At 62.0% G+C, this 24010-nt stretch carries 34 protein-coding genes; 30 read left to right on the top strand and 4 right to left on the bottom strand.

Features of this window, described 5'->3' with window-relative positions; translation table 11 throughout:
* Window positions 1-11: 11 nt before the first annotated feature.
* From rpsS to truA, 27 genes are all read left to right on the top strand, one after another.
* Complete coding sequence (gene rpsS / locus EEB12_RS06220) at window positions 12-293, top strand: 30S ribosomal protein S19 (RefSeq protein WP_003940820.1); 282 nt, start codon at window positions 12-14, stop codon at window positions 291-293.
* On the top strand, window positions 290-694 hold the full coding sequence (rplV, locus tag EEB12_RS06215; RefSeq protein ID WP_003940717.1) for a 50S ribosomal protein L22: 405 nt from the start codon (window positions 290-292) through the stop codon (window positions 692-694). The genes rpsS and rplV overlap by 4 nt, the downstream gene beginning before the upstream one ends.
* Entirely contained in the window at window positions 694-1500 is an 807-nt protein-coding gene (gene rpsC, locus EEB12_RS06210) for a 30S ribosomal protein S3 (RefSeq protein ID WP_003941003.1), read from the top strand. The genes rplV and rpsC overlap by 1 nt, the downstream gene beginning before the upstream one ends.
* A 3-nt stretch (window positions 1501-1503) precedes the next feature.
* On the top strand, window positions 1504-1920 hold the full coding sequence (gene rplP / locus EEB12_RS06205) for a 50S ribosomal protein L16 (RefSeq protein ID WP_003940899.1): 417 nt from the start codon (window positions 1504-1506) through the stop codon (window positions 1918-1920).
* Complete coding sequence (gene rpmC / locus EEB12_RS06200) at window positions 1920-2156, top strand: 50S ribosomal protein L29 (RefSeq protein ID WP_003940734.1); 237 nt, start codon at window positions 1920-1922, stop codon at window positions 2154-2156. The genes rplP and rpmC overlap by 1 nt, the downstream gene beginning before the upstream one ends.
* The gene (gene rpsQ / locus EEB12_RS06195) at window positions 2153-2434 is read left to right on the top strand and encodes a 30S ribosomal protein S17 (protein WP_003941020.1); all 282 of its coding nucleotides are present in this window, start codon (window positions 2153-2155) and stop codon (window positions 2432-2434) included. The genes rpmC and rpsQ overlap by 4 nt, the downstream gene beginning before the upstream one ends.
* A gap of 357 nt (window positions 2435-2791) precedes the next feature.
* A complete protein-coding gene (gene rplN / locus EEB12_RS06190; RefSeq protein WP_003940951.1) occupies window positions 2792-3160 on the top strand; it encodes a 50S ribosomal protein L14 in 369 nt (122 codons plus the stop codon).
* Window positions 3160-3477 carry a 50S ribosomal protein L24 gene (gene rplX, locus EEB12_RS06185; protein WP_003941019.1) on the top strand — a complete coding sequence of 106 codons (318 nt, stop codon included), beginning with the start codon at window positions 3160-3162 and terminating at the stop codon, window positions 3475-3477. The genes rplN and rplX overlap by 1 nt, the downstream gene beginning before the upstream one ends.
* A 1-nt stretch (window position 3478) precedes the next feature.
* Window positions 3479-4045 (top strand): 50S ribosomal protein L5, encoded by a 567-nt coding sequence (rplE, locus tag EEB12_RS06180; protein ID WP_003940924.1) that lies wholly within the window; start codon window positions 3479-3481, stop codon window positions 4043-4045.
* Between the two features lie 4 nt (window positions 4046-4049).
* On the top strand, window positions 4050-4235 hold the full coding sequence (locus tag EEB12_RS06175; protein ID WP_003940698.1) for a type Z 30S ribosomal protein S14: 186 nt from the start codon (window positions 4050-4052) through the stop codon (window positions 4233-4235).
* Between the two features lie 452 nt (window positions 4236-4687).
* Window positions 4688-5086 (top strand): 30S ribosomal protein S8, encoded by a 399-nt coding sequence (rpsH, locus tag EEB12_RS06170; protein ID WP_003940873.1) that lies wholly within the window; start codon window positions 4688-4690, stop codon window positions 5084-5086.
* Window positions 5087-5100: 14 nt separating this feature from the next.
* Window positions 5101-5640: a 50S ribosomal protein L6 gene (gene rplF / locus EEB12_RS06165; RefSeq protein WP_003940970.1), complete on the top strand. Its 540-nt coding sequence runs from the start codon at window positions 5101-5103 to the stop codon at window positions 5638-5640.
* A gap of 1 nt (window position 5641) precedes the next feature.
* Entirely contained in the window at window positions 5642-6049 is a 408-nt protein-coding gene (rplR, locus tag EEB12_RS06160) for a 50S ribosomal protein L18 (protein WP_003940996.1), read from the top strand.
* 31 nt (window positions 6050-6080) lie between these two features.
* A complete protein-coding gene (gene rpsE / locus EEB12_RS06155; protein WP_003940718.1) occupies window positions 6081-6752 on the top strand; it encodes a 30S ribosomal protein S5 in 672 nt (223 codons plus the stop codon).
* Entirely contained in the window at window positions 6752-6931 is a 180-nt protein-coding gene (rpmD, locus tag EEB12_RS06150; protein ID WP_003940751.1) for a 50S ribosomal protein L30, read from the top strand. Before rpsE ends, rpmD begins: the two co-directional genes overlap by 1 nt.
* Window positions 6932-6933: 2 nt before the next feature.
* Entirely contained in the window at window positions 6934-7377 is a 444-nt protein-coding gene (gene rplO / locus EEB12_RS06145; protein WP_019747555.1) for a 50S ribosomal protein L15, read from the top strand.
* Window positions 7378-7634: 257 nt separating this feature from the next.
* The gene (secY, locus tag EEB12_RS06140; RefSeq protein WP_020906895.1) at window positions 7635-8954 is read left to right on the top strand and encodes a preprotein translocase subunit SecY; all 1320 of its coding nucleotides are present in this window, start codon (window positions 7635-7637) and stop codon (window positions 8952-8954) included.
* Entirely contained in the window at window positions 8951-9496 is a 546-nt protein-coding gene (locus EEB12_RS06135) for an adenylate kinase (RefSeq protein ID WP_003940868.1), read from the top strand. The genes secY and EEB12_RS06135 overlap by 4 nt, the downstream gene beginning before the upstream one ends.
* Window positions 9496-10293, top strand: coding sequence for a type I methionyl aminopeptidase (gene map / locus EEB12_RS06130; protein WP_003940806.1), 798 nt, complete (start codon window positions 9496-9498; stop codon window positions 10291-10293). Before EEB12_RS06135 ends, map begins: the two co-directional genes overlap by 1 nt.
* Window positions 10294-10606: 313 nt before the next feature.
* Window positions 10607-10828 (top strand): translation initiation factor IF-1, encoded by a 222-nt coding sequence (gene infA / locus EEB12_RS06125; RefSeq protein WP_003418601.1) that lies wholly within the window; start codon window positions 10607-10609, stop codon window positions 10826-10828.
* Between the two features lie 90 nt (window positions 10829-10918).
* Window positions 10919-11032 (top strand): 50S ribosomal protein L36, encoded by a 114-nt coding sequence (gene rpmJ / locus EEB12_RS06120; protein WP_003938068.1) that lies wholly within the window; start codon window positions 10919-10921, stop codon window positions 11030-11032.
* 250 nt (window positions 11033-11282) lie between these two features.
* The gene (gene rpsM, locus EEB12_RS06115; RefSeq protein WP_003940834.1) at window positions 11283-11657 is read left to right on the top strand and encodes a 30S ribosomal protein S13; all 375 of its coding nucleotides are present in this window, start codon (window positions 11283-11285) and stop codon (window positions 11655-11657) included.
* The gene (rpsK, locus tag EEB12_RS06110) at window positions 11657-12070 is read left to right on the top strand and encodes a 30S ribosomal protein S11 (protein WP_003940683.1); all 414 of its coding nucleotides are present in this window, start codon (window positions 11657-11659) and stop codon (window positions 12068-12070) included. Before rpsM ends, rpsK begins: the two co-directional genes overlap by 1 nt.
* Before the next feature lie 22 nt (window positions 12071-12092).
* Window positions 12093-12698, top strand: coding sequence for a 30S ribosomal protein S4 (gene rpsD / locus EEB12_RS06105; protein ID WP_003940769.1), 606 nt, complete (start codon window positions 12093-12095; stop codon window positions 12696-12698).
* A gap of 120 nt (window positions 12699-12818) precedes the next feature.
* Entirely contained in the window at window positions 12819-13880 is a 1062-nt protein-coding gene (locus tag EEB12_RS06100) for a DNA-directed RNA polymerase subunit alpha (RefSeq protein ID WP_003941016.1), read from the top strand.
* A 29-nt stretch (window positions 13881-13909) separates the two neighbouring features.
* Window positions 13910-14467 (top strand): 50S ribosomal protein L17, encoded by a 558-nt coding sequence (gene rplQ, locus EEB12_RS06095; protein WP_020906897.1) that lies wholly within the window; start codon window positions 13910-13912, stop codon window positions 14465-14467.
* Between the two features lie 6 nt (window positions 14468-14473).
* A complete protein-coding gene (gene truA / locus EEB12_RS06090; protein WP_020969044.1) occupies window positions 14474-15358 on the top strand; it encodes a tRNA pseudouridine(38-40) synthase TruA in 885 nt (294 codons plus the stop codon).
* Window positions 15359-15415: 57 nt separating this feature from the next.
* Here truA and EEB12_RS06085 read toward each other — a convergent pair whose 3' ends face one another.
* On the bottom strand, window positions 15416-16558 hold the full coding sequence (locus tag EEB12_RS06085; protein WP_020906899.1) for an acyl-CoA dehydrogenase family protein: 1143 nt from the start codon (window positions 16556-16558) through the stop codon (window positions 15416-15418).
* Between the two features lie 57 nt (window positions 16559-16615).
* Here EEB12_RS06085 and EEB12_RS06080 point away from each other — a divergent pair, with 57 nt between their 5' ends.
* A complete protein-coding gene (locus tag EEB12_RS06080) occupies window positions 16616-17194 on the top strand; it encodes a TetR/AcrR family transcriptional regulator (RefSeq protein ID WP_141487519.1) in 579 nt (192 codons plus the stop codon).
* A 22-nt stretch (window positions 17195-17216) separates the two neighbouring features.
* Window positions 17217-17774, top strand: coding sequence for an NADPH-dependent FMN reductase (locus EEB12_RS06075; protein ID WP_020906901.1), 558 nt, complete (start codon window positions 17217-17219; stop codon window positions 17772-17774).
* A gap of 16 nt (window positions 17775-17790) precedes the next feature.
* Here the strand turns inward: EEB12_RS06075 and eccE are convergent, their stop codons facing one another.
* Window positions 17791-19431 carry a type VII secretion protein EccE gene (gene eccE, locus EEB12_RS06070; RefSeq protein ID WP_092763847.1) on the bottom strand — a complete coding sequence of 547 codons (1641 nt, stop codon included), beginning with the start codon at window positions 19429-19431 and terminating at the stop codon, window positions 17791-17793.
* A 97-nt stretch (window positions 19432-19528) separates the two neighbouring features.
* Here eccE and eccB point away from each other — a divergent pair, with 97 nt between their 5' ends.
* Complete coding sequence (eccB, locus tag EEB12_RS06065; protein WP_092763845.1) at window positions 19529-20995, top strand: type VII secretion protein EccB; 1467 nt, start codon at window positions 19529-19531, stop codon at window positions 20993-20995.
* Between the two features lie 14 nt (window positions 20996-21009).
* On the opposite strand, the gene mycP is transcribed toward eccB, so the two are convergent.
* Together mycP and eccD are read right to left on the bottom strand one after the other, a co-directional pair.
* Window positions 21010-22422 carry a type VII secretion-associated serine protease mycosin gene (gene mycP / locus EEB12_RS06060; RefSeq protein WP_020906904.1) on the bottom strand — a complete coding sequence of 471 codons (1413 nt, stop codon included), beginning with the start codon at window positions 22420-22422 and terminating at the stop codon, window positions 21010-21012.
* Window positions 22423-22436: 14 nt separating this feature from the next.
* Entirely contained in the window at window positions 22437-23903 is a 1467-nt protein-coding gene (gene eccD, locus EEB12_RS06055; RefSeq protein ID WP_030535145.1) for a type VII secretion integral membrane protein EccD, read from the bottom strand.
* Window positions 23904-24010 lie beyond the last annotated feature (107 nt).

Genomic DNA, 24010 nt, shown 5'->3' with positions numbered 1-24010 from the left:
GGGAGTGAAGGATGCCACGCAGCCTTAAGAAGGGCCCGTTCGTCGATGACCACCTCCTCGCGAAGGTGGATGTACAGAACGAAAAGGGAACCAAGCAGGTCATCAAGACCTGGTCCCGTCGTTCGACAATCATCCCGGACTTCATCGGCCACACGTTTGCAGTTCACGACGGCCGCAAGCACGTCCCCGTGTTCGTTTCCGACTCCATGGTCGGACACAAGCTCGGAGAGTTTGCACCGACCCGCACGTTCAAGGGTCACATCAAGGATGATCGGAAGGCGAAGAGGCGATGAGCAACACCGAAACCGCCAACCCGACTGCCAAGGCTGTAGCGAAGCACGTTCGCGTTACGCCGATGAAGGCACGTCGAGTTGTGGACCTGGTCCGCGGGCGCTCGGTTGAAGACGCCCTGAACATCCTGAAGTTCGCGCCGCAGGCAGCGAGCGAGCCGGTCGCCAAGGTGATCGCCTCCGCAGCAGCCAACGCCGAGAACAACCTCGACCTCGACCCCAGCACGCTTGTCGTTGCTACGGCGTTCGTGGACGAGGGCGCGACCCTCAAGCGGTTCCAGCCGCGTGCACAGGGACGTGCGTTCCGTATTCGCAAGCGCACCAGTCACATCACCGTGATCGTGGAGAGCCTGCCGAAGACCGGAACATCGACCCGTAATCGCCGGAAGGGAAGTGCTCAGTAGTGGGCCAGAAAATCAACCCGCACGGCTTCCGTCTCGGCATCACCACCGACTGGAAGTCTCGCTGGTACGCAGACAAGCAGTACGCGGAGTACGTCAAGGAAGACGTCGCGATCCGTAAGCTCCTCGCCACCGGCATGGAGCGCGCAGGAATCGCGAAGGTCGAAATCGAGCGCACCCGTGACCGTGTTCGCGTGGACATCCACACTGCACGTCCGGGCATCGTCATCGGCCGCCGCGGCGCCGAAGCCGATCGCATCCGCTCCGAGCTCGAGAAGCTGACCGGCAAGCAGGTTCAGCTGAACATCCTCGAGGTCAAGAACGCAGAAGCTGAAGCACAGCTCGTCGCACAGGGTGTGGCCGAGCAGCTCTCGAACCGCGTTGCCTTCCGTCGTGCAATGCGCAAGGCCATCCAGTCGGCCATGCGTCAGCCCAACGTCAAGGGAATCCGCGTTCAGTGCTCCGGTCGTCTCGGCGGCGCCGAGATGTCCCGGTCGGAGTTCTACCGCGAAGGCCGTGTGCCGCTGCACACGCTTCGTGCGGACATCGACTACGGCCTCTACGAGGCCAAGACCACCTTCGGTCGCATCGGCGTCAAGGTCTGGATCTACAAGGGCGACATCGTCGGTGGCAAGCGTGAGCTCGCCGCCAACACGGCCGCACCGGCCGGGGATCGCCCGCGTCGTGAGCGTCCGAGCCGTCCGCGTCGTTCCGGTGCCACCGGTACCACTGCGACCAGCACCGAGGCCGGCCGCGCAGCGACCGCAACCGCCGATGCTCCCGCAACTGAACAGAATCAGGAGGGCTGACGCATGTTGATCCCACGGCGGGTCAAGCACCGCAAGCAGCACCACCCGAGCCGTTCGGGTGCCGCCAAGGGCGGTACCCAGGTGACCTTCGGTGACTACGGCATCCAGGCTCTCGAGCCTGCCTACATCACCAACCGGCAGATCGAGTCCGCTCGTATCGCCATGACTCGGCACATCAAGCGTGGCGGCAAGATCTGGATCAACATCTTCCCGGATCGCCCCCTCACGAAGAAGCCGGCCGAAACCCGAATGGGTTCCGGTAAGGGTTCGCCCGAGTGGTGGATTGCCAACGTCAAGCCCGGACGCGTTCTGTTCGAGATGACATACCCCAACGAGGAGATTGCTCGTGAGGCCCTGCGCCGCGCGATGCACAAGCTCCCGTGCAAGTGCCGGATCGTGACCAGAGAGGAGCAGTTCTGATGGCTACTGGAACCCCAGCAGCAGAGCTCCGCGAGCTCAGTGAAGACGAGCTGGTCACCCGGCTCCGTGAGTCGAAGGAAGAGCTTTTCAACCTTCGTTTCCAGATGGCTACCGGCCAGATGGACAACAACCGACGACTGCGCACCGTTCGTCACGAGATCGCGCGCATCTACACCGTCCTGCGTGAGCGTGAGCTCGGACTCGCTGTGGGTCCGGATGCAGGTGACGCGGCATGAGTGAGGAAAAAGCAGTGAGCACAGAAGAGCGCGCGAGCCGTAAGGTCCGTGTCGGATACGTCGTGTCCGACAAGATGGAAAAGACGATCGTGGTCGAGCTCGAAGACCGCGTCAAGCACAAGCTCTACGGCAAGATCATCCGCCGTACGACCAAGGTGAAGGCGCACGACGAGAACGGCGTTGCCGGCGTCGGCGACCGCGTTCAGCTGATGGAAACCCGTCCGCTGTCCGCGACGAAGCACTGGCGTCTGGTCGAGGTCCTCGAAAAGGCCAAGTAAGCCTGATCGAATCCTCGAGCTGATCGAGTATCACCGAATGGCCCGCTTCCCCTTGGGGGAGTGGGCCATTCGGCTTTCCGGGAGCTTTCCGGGGGCTTTCGGGGCTTTCCGGGCGAAGGGTTCGAGTTGCGTCGAGTACGGCTGATTTGGTATTCGGTGAACCCTTCCCTACAATAGAACGGTTGCCTGTGGCAGAGGTGTGTCTTCACGTGCGCAGCTCGAACGGTGCTTGCAGTGATCGTCTCCCGACGTCAGTCGGTGGGACTGCAGCTCAGACACGACGCAGGTGGCAACAATGACCGCGCGCACCGGGTCGGTAATCCGTTGCGCACGAAATTCCAGGTCTAGGGAGATCAAGTGATTCAGCAGGAGTCGCGAGTTCGCGTCGCTGATAACACGGGTGCCAAGGAAATCCTTTGCATCCGCGTTCTCGGCGGTTCGTCACGTCGCTACGCCGGGATCGGTGACGTCATCGTCGCCACCGTCAAGGACGCAATCCCCGGTGGAAACATCAAGAAGGGTGAGGTCGTCAAGGCCGTCATCGTTCGCACGACCAAGGAGCGCCGTCGTCCGGACGGTTCCTACATCAAGTTCGACGAGAACGCTGCAGTGCTCATCAAGGCTGACAGTGATCCCCGTGGAACCCGCATCTTCGGACCCGTCGGCCGTGAGCTGCGCGAGAAGAAGTTCATGAAGATCGTTTCGCTTGCCCCGGAGGTGCTGTGATGAAGGTGCACAAGGGTGACACCGTTCTGGTCATCGCCGGCAAGGACAAGGGCGCGAAGGGCAAGGTCATTCAGGCCTACCCCGCGACCGACAAGGTCCTCGTCGAAGGCGTGAACCGAATCAAGAAGCACACCGCGGTTTCCGCGAACGAGCGCGGAGCATCCTCCGGCGGCATCGTCACGCAGGAAGCCCCGATCCACGTTTCCAACGTTGCAGTCGTCGACTCGGACGGAAACCCCACCCGCGTGGGCTACCGCACCGACGAAGAGTCCGGCAAGCGCGTTCGGATTTCCCGGAAGAACGGGAAGGACATCTGACATGACCTCCACCGAAAACAAGGTCCAGCCGCGCCTCAAGGCACGCTACCGCGCTGAGATCAAGGACGCGCTCAACAGCGAGTTCGACTACTCGAACGTCATGCAGATCCCCGGCGTCGTCAAGGTTGTCGTCAACATGGGCGTCGGCGACGCTGCCCGTGACGCCAAGCTGATCAACGGCGCTGTCCATGACCTGTCGCTGATCACGGGCCAGAAGCCCGAGATCCGCAAGGCACGTAAGTCCATCGCGCAGTTCAAGCTCCGCGAAGGTATGCCCATCGGCGCACGCGTCACCCTCCGTGGTGACCGCATGTGGGAGTTCCTGGACCGCCTCGTGTCTGTCGCTCTGCCCCGTATCCGCGACTTCCGCGGTCTCTCGGGCAACCAGTTCGACGGCAACGGCAACTACACGTTCGGCCTCAACGAGCAGTCGATGTTCCACGAGATCGACGTGGACAAGATCGATCGCCCCCGCGGTATGGACATCACCGTCGTGACCACCGCAACCAACAACGAAGAAGGCCGTGCACTGCTCAAGCACCTCGGCTTCCCGTTCAAGGAGAACTGAGCGCATGGCTAAGAAGGCATTGGTCAACAAGGCCAACAAGAAGCCCAAGTTCGCGGTTCGCGCCTACACCCGCTGCCAGCGGTGCGGTCGCCCGCACTCGGTGTTCCGCAAGTTCGGCTTGTGCCGTATCTGCGTTCGCGAGATGGCTCACGCCGGCGAGCTTCCCGGAGTTCGCAAGAGCTCTTGGTGATCTGAGGCCCTCGGGCTTCGTCACACCACGCATGTGAATGGACGTGGGTTCCTATGGAACCCACGTCCATTCGTGGTTTCCATTGAGTTGTGTATCGCGCCGATCCTGAAAAGAACTGTCGCGCTGCGACTCTGGTTGAAAGCGATCATCGTTCGTCGATGTCGTTCTTCGGTGCCGAACGAGCAGTTCAGATTTCGGGGTGCGTCGATACCTTCCCGATCAGCGACCTTCGGGTGGCGGTGGGGGAGCCGACGTGGCATCCCGGTGGACACCTGCGCCAAAGTTCCCTACACTAGAGCGGTTGCCGTGGCTGACGCATGCGTTCAGCTCGGTGCGGTAACTTACGCCGTCTGACACAAGTCGGACGGCCCAGCCGAATTGCTGGAGGCCCACGATCGGATTCGTCCGGTGTTGCATGGGAACCACAGCGAGAAAGGTGTCGAGGTCGACCTATGACCATGACTGACCCCATCGCAGACTTCTTGACGCGTCTGCGCAACGCCAACACGGCGTACCACGATGAGGTGAAGCTTCCCCACTCGAAGATCAAGGCGAACATCGCCGAGATCCTCAAGCGCGAGGGCTACATCTCCGATTTCCGTACCGAAGACGCAGAGGTCGGCAAGACCCTCATCGTCGATCTGAAGTACGGTCCCAGCCGCGAGCGTAGCCTCGCCGGCGTGCGTCGCGTTTCCAAGCCCGGTCTCCGGGTTTACGCGAAGTCCACCAACCTGCCCAAGGTCCTCGGAGGCCTCGGCGTGGCCATCATCTCCACGTCGTCCGGTCTGCTCACCGATCGCCAGGCGGCCAATCAAGGAGTAGGCGGGGAAGTCCTCGCCTACGTCTGGTAAGGGAGGCCACCACAATGTCGCGTATTGGAAAGATTCCGGTCACCGTCCCCGCGGGCGTTGACGTCACGATCAGCGGCCAGGATGTCACCGTCAAGGGTCCCAAGGGCACCCTCGCGCTGACCATCTCCGAGCCCATCGCAATCGAAAAGGCAGAGGACGGCTCGCTGAGCGTCACGCGCCCCGACGACGAGCGTCGTAGCCGCGCGCTGCACGGTCTGTCGCGGACCCTGGTTGCGAACATCATCACCGGTGTCACCGAGGGTTACACGAAGAAGATGGAGATCCACGGTGTTGGTTACCGTGTGGCACTGAAGGGCAAGGACCTCGAGTTCGCGCTCGGCTTCAGCCACCCGGTGCCGATCGAGGCTCCTGAAGGCATCACCTTCGTCGTCGAGTCGCCCACCCGGTTCTCGGTGTCCGGCATCGACAAGCAGAAGGTCGGGCAGATCTCGGCCAACATCCGTCGTCTCCGTCGTCCGGACCCGTACAAGGGTAAGGGCGTGCGTTACGAGGGTGAGCAGATCCGCCGCAAGGTCGGAAAGACGGGTAAGTGATATGAGCCAGACTGCAAACCAGAAAGCCAAGCGGATTCCGCTGGGCAAGGATGCGTCCACCAAGCGTCGTCTCTCGAAGACGCGTCGTCACTTCCGTCTCCGCAAGAAGGTCTCCGGCACGCCCGAGCGTCCCCGCTTGGTCGTCAACCGGTCCTCGCGCCACATCCACGTCCAGCTCGTGGACGACCTGGCCGGCCACACCCTGGCCTCCGCGTCGACCATCGAAGCAGACGTGCGCGTGGCAGAAGGCGACAAGAAGGCTGCGAGCGCGAAGGTCGGTCAGCTGATCGCCGAGCGCGCCAAGGCTGCCGGCGTGGAAGCAGTTGTCTTCGACCACGGCGGACACGGCTACCACGGTCGCATCGCGGCCCTGGCAGACGCGGCTCGCGAAGGCGGGTTGAAGTTCTGATGACCAACATTTTCAACGGAAGGACAGCCTGATGCCGGGACGTCAAAGGCGTGACGGCGGAAGCGGACCCGCCGGACAGAATGGCCCCAACAGCGGTGACAACAGCAACGCTCGTGGGGACAACCGTGGTGGCGGCCGTGACCGTCGCGACGGTGGCCGTGGCGGAAACGCTGCGGAGAAGTCACAGTTCATCGAGCGCGTTGTCACGATCAACCGCGTTTCCAAGGTCGTCAAGGGTGGTCGTCGCTTCAGCTTCACCGCTCTGGTGATCGTCGGAGACGGCAACGGACTGGTCGGCGTCGGCTACGGAAAGGCCAAGGAAGTTCCCGCGGCCATCCAGAAGGGTGTCGAGGAGGCTCGCAAGAGCTTCTTCCGCGTCCCGATGATCGCCAACACCATCACTCACCCCGTTCAGGGTGAGGCTGCTGCCGGCATCGTCATGCTTCGCCCGGCAAGCCCCGGTACCGGTGTTATCGCCGGTGGCGCTGTGCGCGCCGTGCTGGAGTGCGCTGGTATCGCGGACATCCTGTCGAAGTCGCTCGGTAGCGACAACGCCATCAACGTCGTGCATGCGACCGTTGCTGCGCTCAAGGGTCTGCAGCGTCCCGAGGAAGTTGCGGCTCGCCGCGGCCTCACCCTCGAAGAGGTTGCACCCGCCGGCATGCTTCGCGCTCGCGCACAGGCTGCTGGGAGTGTGAAGTAATGGCAGATCTCAAGGTCACTCAGATCAAGAGCATCATCGGGACCAAGCAGAACCAGAAGGATTCTCTGCGCACGCTCGGTCTCAAGGGCATCCGTCAGACCGTTGTTCGTGAGGACAACGCACAGAACCGCGGTCTGATCAACGTGGTGCGCCACCTCGTAACAGTTGAGGAGGTCTAACCATGACCATCAAACTGCACCACCTGCGCCCCGCTCCGGGATCCAAGTCCAACAAGATTCGTGTTGGACGCGGTGAGGGCGGCAAGCGTGGTAAGACCGCAGGTCGCGGTACCAAGGGCACCAAGGCACGTAACACCGTGCGCGTGGGCTTCGAGGGTGGACAGATGCCGCTTCACATGCGTCTGCCCAAGCTCAAGGGCTTCACGAACCCGTTCCGCACCGAGTACCAGGTCGTCAATGTCGGCGACATCGCCCGTCTGTTCCCCGAAGGTGGAGCAATCACGGTCGAGGATCTCGTTGCCAAGGGCGCAGTCCGCAAGAACCAGCTCGTCAAGGTTCTGGGCGACGGCGAACTGACAGTTGCCGTTCAGGTGACCGTCGACAAGTTCACCGGTTCCGCCAAGGAAAAGATTGCTGCTGCCGGTGGTTCCGCCACCGAGCTGTGAGTAATCACGCGTAGCTAGTCCGATGGCCGCAGCGCAGCGTTTGCTGCGCTGCGGCCATCGGCGTCTACCAGGTCTTGTCACAGATTGGTCGTGCATGCCTCGGATGGGCCAGTATTCTGGTCACCGAGTGGCAAATGTATCTTCGGCTTACCCGGTTTTCGTGGTCTGCCCGCTTAGTTCCCAAATGCTCACTGTTAGAGTTCAAAAGTTCGACAGGTCAAACGATCTGTCTCCCTACCGTCGTGCCAGGAGGATCTTTGCTTTCCGCCTTCGTCTCGGCCCTCAGGACCCCAGACCTGAGGCGGAAGATCCTCTTCACCCTCGGCTTGGTGGCTCTGTATCGGGTCGGCGCTCTCATTCCGTCCCCAGGTGTCGACTACGGCCGCGTGCGTCAGTGCATCGATATCGCCAACTCCGGTGACTCAGCAGGTATCTACTCGCTGATCAACCTGTTCTCCGGTGGCGCCCTGCTGCAGATGTCGATCTTTGCGATCGGCATCATGCCGTACATCACGGCAAGCATCATCGTGCAGCTGCTGACCGTGGTGATCCCGAAGTTCGAGGAACTTCGAAAAGAAGGCCAGTCCGGTCAGGCCAAGATGACGCAATACACGCGTTACCTGTCCATCGCTCTGGCAATCCTGCAGTCGACCGGCATCGTCGCTCTTGCGGCACGCGGACAGTTGCTCCAGGGCTGTGACGACATCATCGCCGACAAGTCGATCTTCGGTCTTGCCATCATCGTGCTGGTCATGACTGCCGGTGCTGCCATGGTCATGTGGTTCGGCGAGGTCATCACCGAACGTGGCGTGGGTAACGGTATGTCGCTCCTCATCTTCGCCGGTATCGCATCGCGTATCCCGAGCGAGGGCAAGTCGATTCTCGACAGCCGCGGTCCACTGGTCTTCGCCTTCGTCTGCCTCGCAGCGCTGTTGATCATCGCCGGTGTCGTCTTCGTCGAGCAGGGTCAGCGCCGGATCCCGGTTCAGTACGCAAAGCGGATGGTCGGACGCAAGATGTACGGCGGATCCTCGACGTACCTGCCTCTGAAGGTGAACCAGGCCGGCGTCATCCCGGTGATCTTCGCGTCTTCACTGCTGTACCTCCCGAACTTGATCGCACAGCTGACTTCGGCCAGCACAGCAGTCGACCCCAGTTGGTGGCAGCGCCTCATCAACACCTACCTGGTGAACCCGGCCAACCCGGTGTACATCGCGATCTACTTCGGCCTGATCGTCTTCTTCACGTATTTCTACGTCGCCATCACCTTCAATCCCGAAGAGCGCGCCGACGAGATGAAGAAGTTCGGCGGCTTCATCCCCGGTATCCGACCAGGTCAGCCGACCGCGGACTACCTCAACTACGTGCTGAGTCGCATCACCCTTCCGGGTGCGATTTACCTCGGCACCATTGCTGTTCTGCCCAACCTGTTCCTCGACATCGGGAATGGCGGCGGCGCGCAGAACCTGCCGTTCGGTGGCACCGCGGTGCTGATCATGGTCAGCGTCGGCCTGGACACCGTGAAGCAGATCGAGAGTCAGCTAATGCAGCGTAACTATGAAGGGTTCCTCAAGTGAGACTTGTCCTCCTTGGTCCTCCCGGTGCCGGCAAGGGCACCCAGGCCGCTATCTTGTCCGAGAAGTTCGGCGTTCCCCATATCTCGACGGGTGATCTCTTCCGCGCGAACATCGGTCAGGCCACCGCTCTCGGTGTGGAAGCAAAGAAGTACATCGACGCCGGCGAACTCGTACCGAGTTCGATCACCAACGACATGGTGAAGGCTCGCGTCGCAGAACCGGACGCAGCAAACGGTTTCCTTCTCGACGGATTTCCGCGCTCGGTCGAACAGGCTCAGGCACTCGAGGGAATCTTGAAGGATCTTGACACCAAGCTCGACGGTGTCCTCTCTTTTGTTGTCGACGAGGACATCGTGGTCGAGCGCATGCTCGCCCGCGGTCGTGCAGACGACACCGAGGACGTCATTCGCAACCGACTCCGGGTCTACCGCGACGAGACGTCACCGCTGTTCGATTACTACAAGGACAGCATCGTCTCCGTCGACGCGATCGGCGAGGTCGAAGAGGTCAACGCACGCGCACTGGCAGCGTTGGGTAAGTAATGGTCTTCGGGCGTAAACGCAAGGTTGTTCCGTTCCGCTCCGCGGGCGAACTCGACGCGATGGCTGCTGCCGGTGCGATCGTGGGTTCGGCGCTGGTGGCGGTGCGCGCTGCGGCAAAGCCCGGTGTCAGCACTTTGGAATTGAACGCGGTCGCAGAATCGGTCATTCGTGACGCCGGCGCCGTGCCCTCGTTCCTCGGGTACCACGGCTTCACCGGTTCGATCTGCTCTTCGGTCAACGATCGCGTCGTTCACGGGATCCCTTCAGCTCAGGACATCCTGGCTGAAGGCGACCTCGTTTCCATCGACTGTGGCGCGATCCTCGACGGTTGGCACGGTGACTCTGCCTGGACGTTCGGAGTCGGTGAGATCAGCGTCGCCGATCAGGAACTCAGCGAAGCTACTCGGCTTTCGATGGAAGCCGGGATCGCGGCGATGATCGCCGGTAACCGTCTGACGGATGTTTCGCACGCGATCGAGGTCGGTACTCATGCCGCCGAGAAGTTGCACGGTCGTTCCTACGGCATCGTCGACGGATACGGTGGACACGGAATCGGTCGGGAAATGCACATGGATCCGTTCCTCGCCAATGAAGGTGCCCCGGGTAAGGGTCCTGAATTGGTTGTCGGATCGTGCCTCGCGATCGAGCCGATGCTCACGCTCGGCACCACCGACACGGTGATTCTCGACGATGACTGGACCGTTGTGACGACCGACGGGTCCCGGGCGGCGCACTGGGAACACACTGTCGCTGTGACCGAGGACGGTCCGCGGATTCTGACACTCCGGCCGGAGTAGTTGACGCCGTCGCTGACAAGTGTTGGCAGCGAGCATGATTCACGTTCGAGAAGTCCCAGCCTCATGTCGAGGCTGGGACTTTTTCGATGGGGGAGCGGTGTGCGTCGTCACCCTGACCGGAGGCGCATTTGGCCTGGTCGTTTACATCGCGTAACATGGCTAGGCGGTGCGCTATGCGCGTCGATAGTTCGTGTGCCTAAGCCCGGATCGCTCCGGGATCGGGCCCCCGAAGTGCCGACGATCTTTCCATTGCGTGCCAATGTAACGGAAGCCGATGCACGAAGCATGCCAAACCAAACGGATCGCGGAGGATATGGCTAAGAAAGACGGGGCCATCGAGGTCGAAGGACGAGTAGTCGAGCCGCTGCCCAATGCGATGTTCCGCATTGAGCTCGAGAATGGCCACAAGGTCCTCGCCCACATCAGCGGAAAGATGCGTCAGCACTACATTCGCATCCTCCCGGAAGATCGCGTTGTCGTGGAGCTCTCGCCCTACGATTTGTCGCGCGGACGCATCGTTTACCGCTACAAGTAACGAACTTCCCGGACCTGACCTGGGTCAGGGAGAAGTATGTCTGCCGCGGTTCATCGCGGCGGGCTGCGACAAAACAGGAGATCAGAAGACGTGAAGGTTCAGCCGAGCGTCAAGAAGATCTGCGAGAAGTGCAAAGTGATTCGCCGTAACGGTCGAGTCATGGTGATCTGCGAGAACCTGCGTCACAAGCAGCGTCAGGGCTAGATCTAGCTTTTCGAAGATCTGCTTGGCAACAAGCAAAGAAGACCTCCCAGTACCAGCCATTGTTGACGAGACCCCACGCGATCGTTCACCGATCGCCAAGGTCGGACAATGGTTCACCCCCGGCACGGAGGCCGGGGCCCCACTGAGTTAGTTGATGAGATCATCTGCGCCTTCGGGCGTCGGTACTCGGCAAGAGGCACAGGGGAAGGGCTGGGAGCAGACCTCCGCACACCGATAAGGAAATGCCACCATGGCACGTCTCTCTGGTGTTGATCTTCCTCGCGAAAAGCGTATGGAGATCGCACTGACATACATCTACGGCATCGGCCGTACCCGCTCCAAGGAAATCCTTGACGCCACCGGCGTCAGCCCGGATCTCCGGAGCAAGGACCTCTCGGACGAGGACCTGGCAAAGCTCCGCGAGTACATCGAGGAGTCGCTCAAGGTCGAGGGTGACCTTCGCCGCGAGGTTCAGGCCGACATCCGTCGCAAGATCGAGATCGGCTGCTACCAGGGCCTGCGCCACCGTCGTGGTCTGCCCGTGCGTGGTCAGCGCACCAAGACCAACGCCCGTACCCGTAAGGGTCCGAAGCGCACCATTGCCGGCAAGAAGAAGGCGAAGTAATGCCCCCGAAGTCACGTAGCACCGGTCCGAAGAAGACCCAGAAGACGCGTCGCAGGGATAAGAAGAACATCCCGCACGGCGCCGCTCACATCAAGAGCACCTTCAACAACACCATCGTGTCCATCACGGACCCCGCCGGAAATGTCATTTCCTGGGCGTCTTCGGGACACGTCGGCTTCAAGGGTTCGCGTAAGTCGACTCCCTTCGCCGCTCAGCTTGCTGCTGAGAGCGCTGCCCGTAAGGCGCAGGAGCACGGTGTCAAGAAGGTTGACGTCTTCGTCAAGGGACCGGGATCCGGTCGCGAGACCGCAATCCGTTCCCTCCAGGCTGCTGGCCTCGAGGTCGGCACCATTTCCGATGTAACCCCCCAGCCGCACAACGGCTGCCGTCCGCCCAAGCGGCGTCGGGTATAGCGGGAAGGATAGGTAGAAGAAAATGGCACGTTATACCGGACCCATCACCCGCAAGTCGCGTCGTCTGCGCGTCGACCTCGTTGGAGGCGACCAGGCATTCGAGCGTCGCCCGTACCCGCCCGGACAGCACGGCCGCGCGCGTATCAAGGAGAGCGAGTACCTGCTCCAGCTGCAGGAGAAGCAGAAGGCTCGCTTCACCTACGGCGTCATGGAGAAGCAGTTCCGCCTGTACTACAAGGAGGCGAACAACCGCCCCGGCAAGACCGGCGAGAACCTGCTTCGCATCCTCGAGTCGCGTCTCGACAACGTCGTGTACCGCGCAGGCCTCGCTCGCACGCGCCGTCAGGCACGTCAGCTGGTCACGCACGGTCACCTTCTCGTGAACAACAAGAAGGTCGACATCCCGAGCTACCGCGTCTCGCAGTACGACATCATCGATGTCAAGGAGAAGTCGCTCTCCACGCTTCCGTTCCAGGTTGCGCGTGAGACCGTCGGCGATCGCCCGGTTCCCGGGTGGCTGCAGGTTGTCGGCTCGCGTCTGCGGATCCTGGTTCACCAGCTTCCCGAGCGCGCGCAGATCGACATCGCTCTGCAGGAACAGCTCATCGTCGAGTACTACTCGAAGTAAGGCGCTTCGCACCCCGTGAGTGGTTGAGGAGTCTCCGGACTCCTCAACCACTCACAGGGCCGCAGGCCCTTTCCCATCGTGGGCGTCAAATAGTGGACGTCCGTACAGGAGGAAATACCAATGCTCATTTCTCAGCGACCCACGCTGACCGAAGAGGTCATCGCTGATAACCGCTCGAAGTTCGTCATCGAGCCCCTGGAGCCAGGTTTCGGGTACACGCTCGGCAATTCGCTGCGCCGCACGCTGCTCTCGTCGATCCCCGGCGCTGCTGTCACCAGCATCCGTATCGACGGCGTTCTCCACGAGTTCACCACCGTCCCGGGAGTGAAGGAAGATGTCACCGACATCATCCTGAACCTCAAGGGCCTCGTCGTGAACTCCGAAGAGGACGAGCCGGTCACCATGTACGTCCGCAAGCAGGGCCCCGGCGCTGTTACTGCAGGCGACATCGTGCCCCCGGCAGGCGTCACCGTGAACAACCCTGATCTGCACATCGCCACCCTGAACGACAAGGGAAAGCTGGAGATCGAGCTCGTTGTCGAGCGCGGTCGTGGCTACGTCCCCGCCGTCCAGAACAAGGCGTCCGGCGCAGAGATCGGCCGTATCCCGGTCGACTCGATCTACTCGCCGGTGCTCAAGGTCACCTACAAGGTGGAGGCCACTCGCGTCGAACAGCGCACCGACTTCGATCGGCTCGTTCTCGACGTGGAAACGAAGAACTCCATCACCGCACGGGACGCGCTCGCTTCGGCGGGCAAGACCCTGGTTGAGCTCTTCGGCCTGGCCCGTGAGCTGAACGTCGAAGCAGAAGGAATCGAGATCGGACCCTCGCCCGCCGAGGCCGATCACATCGCTTCCTTCGGACTCCCCATCGAGGATCTGGACCTCACGGTCCGCTCCTACAACTGCCTCAAGCGCGAAGGTGTTCACACCGTCGGTGAGCTTGTCGGCCGTACCGAGTCCGATCTGCTCGACATCCGCAACTTCGGACAGAAGTCCATCGACGAGGTCAAGGTCAAGCTGCATTCGCTCGGCCTGTCCCTCAAGGACAGCCCCGCATCCTTCGATCCCACCACCGTTGCCGGCTACGACGCCGCCACCGGAACGTGGAGTGACACTGATGCCGGTTCCTTCGGCGATGCCGAAGGTACCGAGGACTACGCCGAGACCGAACAGCTGTAGCAGCTCAGGTCCTTTACTAGGAGATCATCATGCCCAAGCCCAAGAAGGGTGCCCGCTTCGGCGGGTCGGCTTCCCACCAGAAGGCGATTTTCGCCAATCTGGCTACCGCGCTCTTCGAGCACGGTCGCATCACCACCACCGAGTCCAAGGCCAAGGCACTGCGCCCCTACGCCGAGAAGCTCGTCACGCACGCGAAGGCCGGCACGCTGGCTCACCGTCGTGAGGTGCTGAAGGTCATCCGCAACAAGGATGTCGTTCACACCCTGTTCGCCGAGATCGGCCCGTTCTACGCGGACCGTAACGGTGGATACACCCGCATCATCAAGACGATCCCCCGCAAGGGCGACAACGCTCCGATGGCAATCATCGAGCTCGTCAAGGAAAAGACCGTCACCTCCGAGGCTGACCGCGCTCGTCGCGTCAAGTCCTCGCAGGAAGCTCCCGCCGCAGAGAACGTCGTCGAGGCCGTAGAGGCCGACGCGACCGAGGCTGAGGTCGAGAACGCTGACGCAGTCGTCGAGGCCATCGAGGACGAGACCGCAACTGCGGCCGACGCTCCCGAGGCCGAAGAGGCCAAGAAGGACTAGTCCCCCTTGGTTTCGGCACACGCTGAATCGAACGAGCCCGCCGCCCCCATCGGGGACGGCGGGCTCGTTCGATTGCGGCTGGACATCTCCTACGACGGCACCGACTTCTCGGGCTGGGCCCGTCAAACCGATCTGCGCACCGTGTGCGGTGAGATCGAAGACAAGTTGGGAACGGTACTACGGCAACCGGTTCAGCTGACTGTTGCCGGTCGCACGGACGCCGGCGTTCACGCCACGGGGCAGGTAGCGCACGTCGACGTCCCGAGCGAGTTGCTCCCCGACGATCCGTCGCGACTCGTGCGCAGACTTGCACGCTTCCTGCCCAAGGACGTTCGGGTCAAACAGATCTCGGTGGTTCCGGGTGACTTCGATGCGCGCTTCTCGGCGATGCGACGCTACTACGAGTACCGGGTGACCAACGCGGCATTCGGAGTGGAACCCCTACGCGCGCGCGATACGGTGTCGTACCCCAAACCACTCGATCTCACAGCGATGCAAGAAGCGTCGAATCGGCTTCTGGGCCTGCACAACTTCGCGGCATTCTGCAAGCGTCGAGAAGGCGCTACGACGGTGCGGGAGCTGCAACGCTTCGACTGGGCGCAGGAGGGCACGGTGTTCACGGCGTACGTGAATGCCGATGCGTTCTGCTGGTCGATGGTCCGGAGTCTTGTCGGGGCAGTCCTCTCGGTCGGTGAGGGACGCCGCACCGCCGACTGGGTGGCAGGTTTGCTCGACGAAACGTCGCGGTCGAGTTCGATCCTCGTTGCGCCGGCGCACGGACTTTCGTTGGTTCGCGTGGACTACCCCGACTACTCGGAACTGGCTGCCCGCAACGCGATTACCCGTGAAACCCGCGAGATTCCGTCTTCGGGCGGGTGCTGCGGCGACTGACCGCCTCGATACAAAATGCCCTCCCACTCTGCGTGGGAGGGCATTTCATGTAGACGACTATCCCGCCAATTGGCGCGCGATGACCAGACGCTGAATCTGATTGGTGCCCTCGAAGATCTGCGTGATCTTGGCCTCGCGCATGTAGCGCTCGACGGGGAAGTCCTGGGTGTAGCCGTACCCGCCGAACACTTGAACGGCGTCGGTGGTGACCTTCATTGCTGCGTCGGTGGCAACGAGTTTGGCGACGCTGGCGTTGCGCGAGTACGGAACTCCGGCGTCGCGGCGGCGGGCTGCATCGAGGTAAGTGGCACGAGCGGAGTCAACTGCGGCCGCCATGTCCGCGAGCACGAATCCGAGTCCCTGGTGATCGATGATCCGCTTGCCGAATGCCTTGCGCTCCTTCGCGTAGGCGACCGCGTCGTCGAGTGCGCCCTGAGCGATTCCGACGGCAACAGCAGCGATTCCGAGTCGGCCGGAGTCGAGCGCGCTGAAGGCGATCGGCAATCCCTGGCCGCGCTGACCGATCAACCGCTCGTCAGGGACGAAGGCGTCGTCGTAATTCGCGGATGCAGTGGGGACCGCGCGCAGTCCCATCTTCTCCTCGGGCTTGCCGAAGCTGAGGCCTTCGGTGTCCTTGTCCACCAGGAGGCAGGAGATGCCGCGAGAGCCGTCGTCACTGGTGCGGGCGAAGAGGTTGTAGAAGTCTGCCTTGCCGCCGTTGGTGATCCAGGCCTTCGAGCCGTTGATGCGGTAGCCACCGTCGGTGGCCGTCGCCTTGCACGACAATGCGGCGGCGTCGGATCCGGCCTGCGCTTCGGAAAGGCTGTATGCGCCGATGGTGTTGCCGCCCAGCATGTCCGGCAGCCAGCGGGCCTTTTGTTCGTCGGTGCCGAAGGTGAACAGTGGGAAGCACGAGAGGCTGTGCACGCTCACCGCCACTGCAACCGCTGCCCAGCGCGAGGCGATCTCTTCGAGGACTTGGAGGTACACCTCGTACGGCTGATCGCCGCCACCGAATTCCTCGGGATACGGAAGGCTCAGCAGGCCTGCCTGTCCGAGTGCGGGGAACACGCCTTCGGGATACTTCTCGGCCTTCTCGTATTCGTTGACCTTGGGCGCGAGTACCTTGTCCGCGACATCACGCGTCAGTTCGATGAGATCGCGAGCTTCTTGGCTGGGCATCAGGCGTTCGACGGGCACGGTCGGCTCCTAGCTAGGTAGTAGTACTGGGAACGATACTGCAGTACTGTCTTGCGTATGGCAAGGCTGGTTCACAAGACGACTGCGCGCAGGGCAGAGTTGTTCGATCAATTGGTCGAACTGTTCTTGAGCGAGGGTTTCGCCCACCTCACGCTCGACGAGATCTCAGCTCGTCTGCACTGCTCCAAGAGCACCTTGTACACCGTGGCGGCCGGCAAAGCGGATCTGGTGCGGGCTGTGACGGTGCACTTCTTCCGTGCGGCGACCGATGCGGTGGAGAGTGCCGTCGCTGCCGAAGCGGCACCGACTCGTCGAGTCGCGGTGTATCTCGAAGCAGTCGGTGATCAACTGACCGCGGCGTCCCGTCAATTCATGGAAGACCTGGCTGAATCGGTGTCGGCGAGTCAGGTTTACGAGAAGAACACGTCGATCGCCGCGGATCGTGTGCGAGCGCTCATCGTCGAGGGAGTGGATTCGGGCGCATTCCGGCGGGTACACGCGTCATTTGTCGCTGATGCGGCCGCAGCGACAATGGTTCGGATCCAGCAACGCGCGGTCTATCGGGCAACTGGTTTGGACGATGCCAGCGCGTATCGGGAACTGGCCGCACTCATCACGGACGGGATCACTGCGTGACGAGTCGCTAGCATCGACGTTCATGGCACCTTTGAAGGTCGAAGTCATCGTAGGTTCGGTCCGCGAGGGGCGAATAGGACGAGCAGTGGCGGATTGGTTTGTCGAGCGCGCAACGGCGAACCCGTCGTGGAACGTATCGGTGATCGACCTCAGAGAGCTGTCGTTGCCCCAGGATTTCTCGGATTCACCTGCCACGGAGGTTTTCCGCCAGCGAATCGGACGAGCCGACGCTGTTGTTGCTGTGACCTCCGAATACAACCACGGGTACCCGGCTGCCCTCAAGACCGCATTCGATTCCGTGAAACACGAGTGGCGTGCCAAGCCGATCGGATTCGTGTCCTACGGCGGGATTTCAGGTGGTGTTCGGGCCGTCGAACAGCTGAGGCAGGTAGTGGCGGAGCTGCACATGGTCTCGGTGCGTCAAAGCGTGACCATTCACCGGGTACGCAAGCAATTCGGACACGAGCCGTACGGCGTCGATTCGATCGCGATCGATGCCAGCGAGAAGATGATTCGTGAATTGCATTGGTGGGGGAGTGGATTGCGGATGCAGCGTGCGAGTGATCCCTATCCTGGCTGATCTTGGACATGCGCGATCACGCCATCTGGTGAGCGTCGCCGGCTCGAGGACGGCCGATGAACGAGGTCTCGGAAGCAATGGTTACCAGAGTCAGTTCGACGCGCGTGCGGCCGGTTTCGACTGTGATCTTGTCACCGAGTGCGAATGGCTGGACTATCGAGATTTCAGGGTCGATCCGAGGCCATTGGCGTGGATGTCCGTACACGTAGATCGCGGTCACGCCGGCACGCGGCGGTAACCCCTCGACTCCGTCGAACACGACAGTGTTGAAAGCGCCCTCGAGCCCACCACCCTGCCCGGACACGCGGAGTCGGTCAGGCACTCCCATGGAGTCGGTGAGCGCGGTCCATGCTTCCGGTCGATCGGTGTGGATGAGTACCAGTGCGCCGGTCGCGATGGCTCGAAAGATCAATTGCTGAGCCAGATAGAGTTCGCCGGCGACAAAAACGGTGTTGACGCCCGGCCCCGAAATTCTGGCCGCGACACCGTGCCCGTTTCGGTCCGAGCCGATGAGCTGGCCACACCCGGCAAGAGGTAGAGCGAGTGAGTCGAGTGTGCCCCCGTCCATGCGAATGTGCGGCGTGATGCGGTCCAGCGCGGCCAATGCGGTTGGCAGGTTGGTCAGCAATCCGTCGCGCTGGCGCCCACGTAGCGAGACCAAACCGGCCAGCGGTGCGTTCTCAGGTGGATTGCGCGTGGTGAAGCGACATGTCGCACTGACCTTCGCCTCTCCGCGTTCGCCCGTGGGGCGCAACCGAATTGTCACGGACGTCCCGACCGTTGCCACTGCCCATACTCGGGTCAGGGTCGAGGTGGTGATGAAACGGGGTTCGATTCCGTATCCGACGTTGGACACACCAGGCAAGGGGGTACTTCGCCACGTTTCGGTGACCTCGTGGCTGGCGACTCCTCTTGCGACCTGGACAGTGGACGACGCGATCTCCGGTGCGGTCAGGATCCGCGCCTTGCATCCCGCCGAATCGAGCACCCGGATGACACGATTGGCGGCAACAGCGATCGCGCGGCCCGCGCCCTGTTCGCCCCCGCCTCGGCGTTCGACTGCTGCACGACCCTCCAAAGCGTCGAAACGTAGTGCAAGCCAAACACTTCTGGTGGCGGTGGCTGGTAGTGGCCCGATGAGACGTTCGTAGACTTCGGTGGCCGGCGTTCCTGATGCGGCGCGGTATCCATGACTGACAATGTCGATGCCGGTGAGTGAGATGTCGTGCTGATACAGACAATTGACCAGGGCTGCTGTGGGCAGAAGGTGGGAAGCGTCGAATGAATGACGCCCGATCCTGGTCAGGTAGTCGCGTGGGGGAGCGATCTCGACGACAGCGACGAGTGAAGATCCGTCCACTCGGAGCCCGATCGACTGTTCGGAGGGAGTGTGAAAACTGACGATCGTGCTGACGTCGACGTCCTTGCGGCGCAAATAGCGAAAGTACTTGACAATCCAGGACATTACCGACCAACCGCCCACATGGAGGAGCATTGATCCGGCAACCACACAACCGATTGCCAGCGCCCAGAGCCAATCCAGCCCACTGGCCATCGCGATTCCGCCTGCGCTGATTCCGAGAATCTGTGCCGAGACGAATTCGTGCGTCGAAATCCTGTGTGACGACGGCCAATGCTTCAACCGCGATCGGTCCACGGTTCCTCCCCGATACCTGACCTGCGAACTACCCGAAAATTTCCGCCCCAGCCAAACTGTACTGTGTCTTCGCAAGGGGATGTAAGGCACGGGGGGAATGATGGCTGCAACACCTACCACGCGCTGGCAGGTCAATGGGTACCGATTCTTGGTCAGGCGGATGGAACATGCGCTGGTCAGACGAGACGTGCGGATGCTTCACGATCCGATGCGGTCACAGTCCCGCGCCTTCACCGTCGGAATAGTCCTCGCTGCACTGGGATTGGCGGGTTGCGCGGTACTTGCTCTGTTTCGGCCACAGGACAAGATCGGCGATGCAGAAATCGTTGTTGCAAAGGAATCTGGCGCAATGTTCGTCGCCATGGAGGGTACTTTTCGCCCGGTGCTGAACTTGGCCTCCGCCCGACTGATTCTGGGTTCGCCAGGAAAACCGGCAATTGTCAAGGCGTCTGAGGTCGAGGCGAAACCGAGGGGCGCGCTCGTCGGCATTCCCGGCGCACCGTCCGCGCTGCCGGAATCAGCCGACCCGAGCAACGCCTTGTGGACGGTATGCGATTCCGTCGGATCCGACGGGAGGAAATCGTTGACGACTTCGGTCCTGGTCGGCTCGTCCAATGTCGGTAAAAACACGACATATCTGACGAGGGACCGTGCATTCCTGGTGAAGTCGGGTTCCGATCACTTTCTCGTATACGACGGGAAGCGAGCGGAAATCGATGTGGACAATCCGGCGATCATGCGGGCTTTGGGGCTGGAAGGAGCACAGGCGCGACCGATCAGTGCCGGATTTCTCAATTCGATCCCCGAAGTTCCGCGCATCGAGGCTCCGCGAATCCGCGAACTGGGATCAGCGCCCCGGTTCCCGCTGCAGAACAAGACTGTCGGCTCCGTCGTTCAGGTTTCGGTGGGCGCGGACCTGCAGTACTACGTGGTGCTCGAGAACGGTATCCAGAAGGTCGGTGCGGCGCTCGCCCAACTGATCTACTTCTCGGATTCGCAGGGCGCCACCGGGATCGCGAGCGTCACCCCTGATGCCATCAGTCGTATTCCCTCGGTGAGGGAGCTGGCCGTCGACTCTTTGCCGCAGGTGGTTCCGGAGATCGTCGATGATCATGGCGCACCGGTCGGCTGTCTGGAATGGGCTCCCTCACGTGCAGTCGACGGCGGCGAAAGTAGTTCTGCAACATTGAAACTCGTCGCAGGATTGCAGGTTCCGATCCCGGAGGGTGGCAAGTTGGTGGCCTTGGCGCAGGCGGACGGATCGGGCGACAATCTCGACAGCGTCCACGTCGAACAGGGCTTCGGTGGGTTTGTTCAAGCGACCGGAATCGAGACGAACAGCACCAGGCACGACGGAGTGTTCTACGTAGCGGATACCGGTGTGAAATACGGAGTACCGGACGAAACCTCCGCTCGCGCGCTCGGATTGACGCGAACGCCTGATCGCGCGCCTTGGCAGATACTCGATCTACTTGCATCAGGTCCGGCGCTCGAGAAGAGCAATGCACTGATAGCTCACGACGGAGTCGCCCCCGATGCAACGCCGGCCGCTCCAGTGAACTGAACACCGTTGACGGTTCAGAGATCGACGTCCCGTCGTTCGGGAAGTCTCCGACGAATTACTCGACGAATGGGCATCGACGCCAACAGCGTCAGTAGGGCTAGGGTGCCGACCGTTCCGGCTCCGACGAGTGCCGCGTCGCGAGATCGGTTGTCGGGGGCCGGCGGCGTGGGTAGGGGATCGATCGTTACCGACTGATGATTGACCTTGACGCGTTCCCCCGGTGCCAATTCGCCCGTTACCGCGGCGAGTGGATCGATGACGCCGTGACCGACGTAGGGATTCCAACCCTGCGCCGGAGCGTGGGCGGTGGCTTCGATACGTTGCATGACCTGAAGTGCAGTCAGTTCCGGGTGAACCGACCGGACCAGCGCGGCGGTTGCCGCGACATAGGGCGCAGCGAAACTGGTCCCGTTGAACGACTGTACGGCGCCGTCGGAGCCGTAGACTCCGTTGGTCAGACCAGGCGACGTCGGGTGAAGTGAGATGATTCCGGTGCCGGGCGCCGCAACGTCGACCCATGGACCGCCGAGGCTGAAGGAGCTGGCGGTGCCATTGGGGTCGACCGACCCGACGGTGAGGACATAGTCGTCGTACCAGGCAGGACTGGCAATCGTCGTAACCGAGTTCCATGGATCGGCTTGTGGATCGAGGGGATCCGGCGGTGGATTCTGGTTCTTGCAACCTCCGGATCCGACGTTCCCTGCAGCAGCGACGACTACGGCGTTCTTCGCGATCGTGGCGTATTCGATTGCAGCGCCCAGTCGTTGGTCGTTGATCCCGTCCCCGGCAGGCTTGCAAGCGACCTCGGAGATGTTGATAACGCTTGCACCCAAGTCAGCAGCGTGACGTACGGCCAGTGCCATGGTGTCGACGTTTCCGTAGCCAGACGAATTCTCGGCTACGGCAGGGTCTTCGCGTTGGCCGGCCACCGAGAAAGCGGCACTGGACTGCCTGATCGAGATGATCTGTGCGTCCGGCGCAGCTCCGGAAAATCCGGAACCGTCGACCTGCTCGGCGGCGATGAGACCGGCGACGACTGTTCCGTGTGAGTCACAATCGTCGGTGCCGTCGGAGGTCCCGACATAGTCACCGCCGCCTTCGAGGGCCGGTAGCCGCGGATGTCTGCTGACGCCGGTGTCGATGACAGCAATTCGCTGCCCCGCCCCTCGGGTGATCGACCACACCGAATCGAATCCGAGATCCTGTTGAGAACGTGGAATATCCGCGCCGTCACCACCCGCTACGGCGGGGACGCACAGGGTTCGTTGTTCGGTGGGTTGGGGAGGCGCGGGTGGACCGTCCTCCGGCAGCATTGCAGGATCGATGGGGGAAGGAACCGCACTCGATGCGCCACCCGCCCCGGCGAGGACTGTTAAGACAACGATCACGAGTGCGGCACAGATGTTCGTCGCGCGTCGAATCACCATCGAGATCCGATCGCTCAGAGACCGCGCATGAGCGCGAAGAGCCCACTGACCCAGCAGATCAGCGGAACGATTGCTGCAATCGCAGCGAGGTCCAACAGTTCGGCCGCGCGTCGCATCACGGGGCTGAATGTGTTCTGGGGGGCGAGGATTCCCAGAATCAGTGACAGGAGGAGAACAGTCATCGTGATGGCGAAGACGACCAATGCATGGTCGCGATGGGTCCATGCCATGCCGCCCAGGAGAGCGAGAACCACCGAGATGCCTGCCGAGATGAGTGGGACCGCCTGATGTGCGCCCGCGTAGGTGCGCCCGCGAAACATCAGCACGACGGCCGTCGCGAATGCGAGAGCAAGGTTCGGCCAGACGATTCCCTGACCGGGCCAGGACCACGCGAGCGCGACTGCGGCAGTGAGCGCGACCACTGACGTGGCCACGATCAGTCCGGTCAGGTAGCTACGAGCCCGCCCTGCCCTTTCAGTCAACTCGGTCAGCCCGGGCAGTTCGGGCTCGGGCAGTCCGTCGCGATCGTCGTCGAGGGGATTACTCGGCGTCGGAACCGGGGGAAGCGGTAATCGCGCGAACAGCATCGACAGTCGAGCGGTGAACGTGAGAACGATCAATGCTGCGGCAATCACCGCGCTGCTGACGGTTGCGGTGCGCGCCTCGGGAAGCGTCGTCGCGACGGCGAAGGTGCCCACCGCAGCAAGGAGGACGACGAGAAGTGCGGTGAAGACGGCTAATCCGGCACCGCACAAGCGGAGGCAGATCAGAGTCACCGCGGCTGCGAATGCCGAACCGAGAAGGAGATGAGCAGAAAGAACAGTGCCGGGTACGCAGAGGGCGCCGGAGACGAACGCCAGTGGCACCGCTGTGCATCCGAGCGTGATGGAGCTTGCAGTGTCTCCGTACACCCGCGCTGCCACGACGGCGGCGACGGTGAGCACCAAAGACGTCACTCCACCGCAGACAGCGCCGATCAGACCTGTATCGCCGAGGACCAGGGCGAGGGCCGCGACGAGCGCAGCGACGAGGGCGGCGGACGAGCCGACAATGCGCGCGGTGATCGGAGTCCAGCGTCGGTAGATGTCTGCATCCGTCGCCGCGACGGTGTACATGATGTCGTCGAAGAGTGGGGGCGGGGCAGCGGTGTCCGCGGCCGCGAGTACGAGCAATTCCCCATCGCGGATTCCATGCTCGTGCAGCGACAGCGTCGGTGCCAGCGGTGCCCTGCCGACTTTCGACAGAGTCCAGTCGACGGGCTCGAATTGTTCGGCGCTGTGGTCGAACTCGTTGAAATTGCTGTGGTTGACAATTGTGTCCACAATGCCCGGAATGACCACCGCGAGTGGAACACGAAGCGGCACCGCAAGATCCACCTGCGAATGGGCTGAAAGTACCGTCAACCTGCACAGTTCGGCAGAATGGGTCGCGCGTCGTCCGTTTGCGGTGTGCGCAGCGCTGGTTTCAGTGGTGCTGGTCAAGATCTGTCCCCTCCCATGACGCGATTCCCCTGTCACGTCACCCCAGTTCACCCGAACAATACGACATGAACTGTGCGCCTGTGTCGGCGACAGCGCAGACAACAGGT

The sequence above is a fragment of the Rhodococcus sp. WS1 genome (assembly GCF_003797745.1).
GTDB lineage: Bacteria > Actinomycetota > Actinomycetes > Mycobacteriales > Mycobacteriaceae > Rhodococcus_F > Rhodococcus_F erythropolis.
The sequence above is the reverse complement of the archived record's forward strand: the minus strand, read 5'-3'. Positions and strand labels throughout refer to the sequence as shown.

What these genes read in the sequence shown, in the direction of transcription:
- rpsS (WP_003940820.1), top strand. Translation starts at nt 12, where the DNA reads ATGCCACGCAGCCTTAAGAAGGGCCCGTTCGTCGATGACCACCTCCTC.
- rplV (WP_003940717.1), top strand. Translation starts at nt 290, where the DNA reads ATGAGCAACACCGAAACCGCCAACCCGACTGCCAAGGCTGTAGCGAAG.
- rplP (WP_003940899.1), top strand. Translation starts at nt 1,504, where the DNA reads ATGTTGATCCCACGGCGGGTCAAGCACCGCAAGCAGCACCACCCGAGC.
- rpmC (WP_003940734.1), top strand. Translation starts at nt 1,920, where the DNA reads ATGGCTACTGGAACCCCAGCAGCAGAGCTCCGCGAGCTCAGTGAAGAC.
- rpsQ (WP_003941020.1), top strand. Translation starts at nt 2,153, where the DNA reads ATGAGTGAGGAAAAAGCAGTGAGCACAGAAGAGCGCGCGAGCCGTAAG.
- rplX (WP_003941019.1), top strand. Translation starts at nt 3,160, where the DNA reads ATGAAGGTGCACAAGGGTGACACCGTTCTGGTCATCGCCGGCAAGGAC.
- rplE (WP_003940924.1), top strand. Translation starts at nt 3,479, where the DNA reads ATGACCTCCACCGAAAACAAGGTCCAGCCGCGCCTCAAGGCACGCTAC.
- EEB12_RS06175 (WP_003940698.1), top strand. Translation starts at nt 4,050, where the DNA reads ATGGCTAAGAAGGCATTGGTCAACAAGGCCAACAAGAAGCCCAAGTTC.
- rpsH (WP_003940873.1), top strand. Translation starts at nt 4,688, where the DNA reads ATGACCATGACTGACCCCATCGCAGACTTCTTGACGCGTCTGCGCAAC.
- rplF (WP_003940970.1), top strand. Translation starts at nt 5,101, where the DNA reads ATGTCGCGTATTGGAAAGATTCCGGTCACCGTCCCCGCGGGCGTTGAC.
- rplR (WP_003940996.1), top strand. Translation starts at nt 5,642, where the DNA reads ATGAGCCAGACTGCAAACCAGAAAGCCAAGCGGATTCCGCTGGGCAAG.
- rpsE (WP_003940718.1), top strand. Translation starts at nt 6,081, where the DNA reads ATGCCGGGACGTCAAAGGCGTGACGGCGGAAGCGGACCCGCCGGACAG.
- rpmD (WP_003940751.1), top strand. Translation starts at nt 6,752, where the DNA reads ATGGCAGATCTCAAGGTCACTCAGATCAAGAGCATCATCGGGACCAAG.
- rplO (WP_019747555.1), top strand. Translation starts at nt 6,934, where the DNA reads ATGACCATCAAACTGCACCACCTGCGCCCCGCTCCGGGATCCAAGTCC.
- map (WP_003940806.1), top strand. Translation starts at nt 9,496, where the DNA reads ATGGTCTTCGGGCGTAAACGCAAGGTTGTTCCGTTCCGCTCCGCGGGC.
- infA (WP_003418601.1), top strand. Translation starts at nt 10,607, where the DNA reads ATGGCTAAGAAAGACGGGGCCATCGAGGTCGAAGGACGAGTAGTCGAG.
- rpsM (WP_003940834.1), top strand. Translation starts at nt 11,283, where the DNA reads ATGGCACGTCTCTCTGGTGTTGATCTTCCTCGCGAAAAGCGTATGGAG.
- rpsK (WP_003940683.1), top strand. Translation starts at nt 11,657, where the DNA reads ATGCCCCCGAAGTCACGTAGCACCGGTCCGAAGAAGACCCAGAAGACG.
- rpsD (WP_003940769.1), top strand. Translation starts at nt 12,093, where the DNA reads ATGGCACGTTATACCGGACCCATCACCCGCAAGTCGCGTCGTCTGCGC.
- EEB12_RS06100 (WP_003941016.1), top strand. Translation starts at nt 12,819, where the DNA reads ATGCTCATTTCTCAGCGACCCACGCTGACCGAAGAGGTCATCGCTGAT.
- rplQ (WP_020906897.1), top strand. Translation starts at nt 13,910, where the DNA reads ATGCCCAAGCCCAAGAAGGGTGCCCGCTTCGGCGGGTCGGCTTCCCAC.
- EEB12_RS06080 (WP_141487519.1), top strand. Translation starts at nt 16,616, where the DNA reads ATGGCAAGGCTGGTTCACAAGACGACTGCGCGCAGGGCAGAGTTGTTC.
- EEB12_RS06075 (WP_020906901.1), top strand. Translation starts at nt 17,217, where the DNA reads ATGGCACCTTTGAAGGTCGAAGTCATCGTAGGTTCGGTCCGCGAGGGG.
- eccB (WP_092763845.1), top strand. Translation starts at nt 19,529, where the DNA reads ATGATGGCTGCAACACCTACCACGCGCTGGCAGGTCAATGGGTACCGA.
- mycP (WP_020906904.1), bottom strand. Translation starts at nt 22,422, where the DNA reads ATGGTGATTCGACGCGCGACGAACATCTGTGCCGCACTCGTGATCGTT.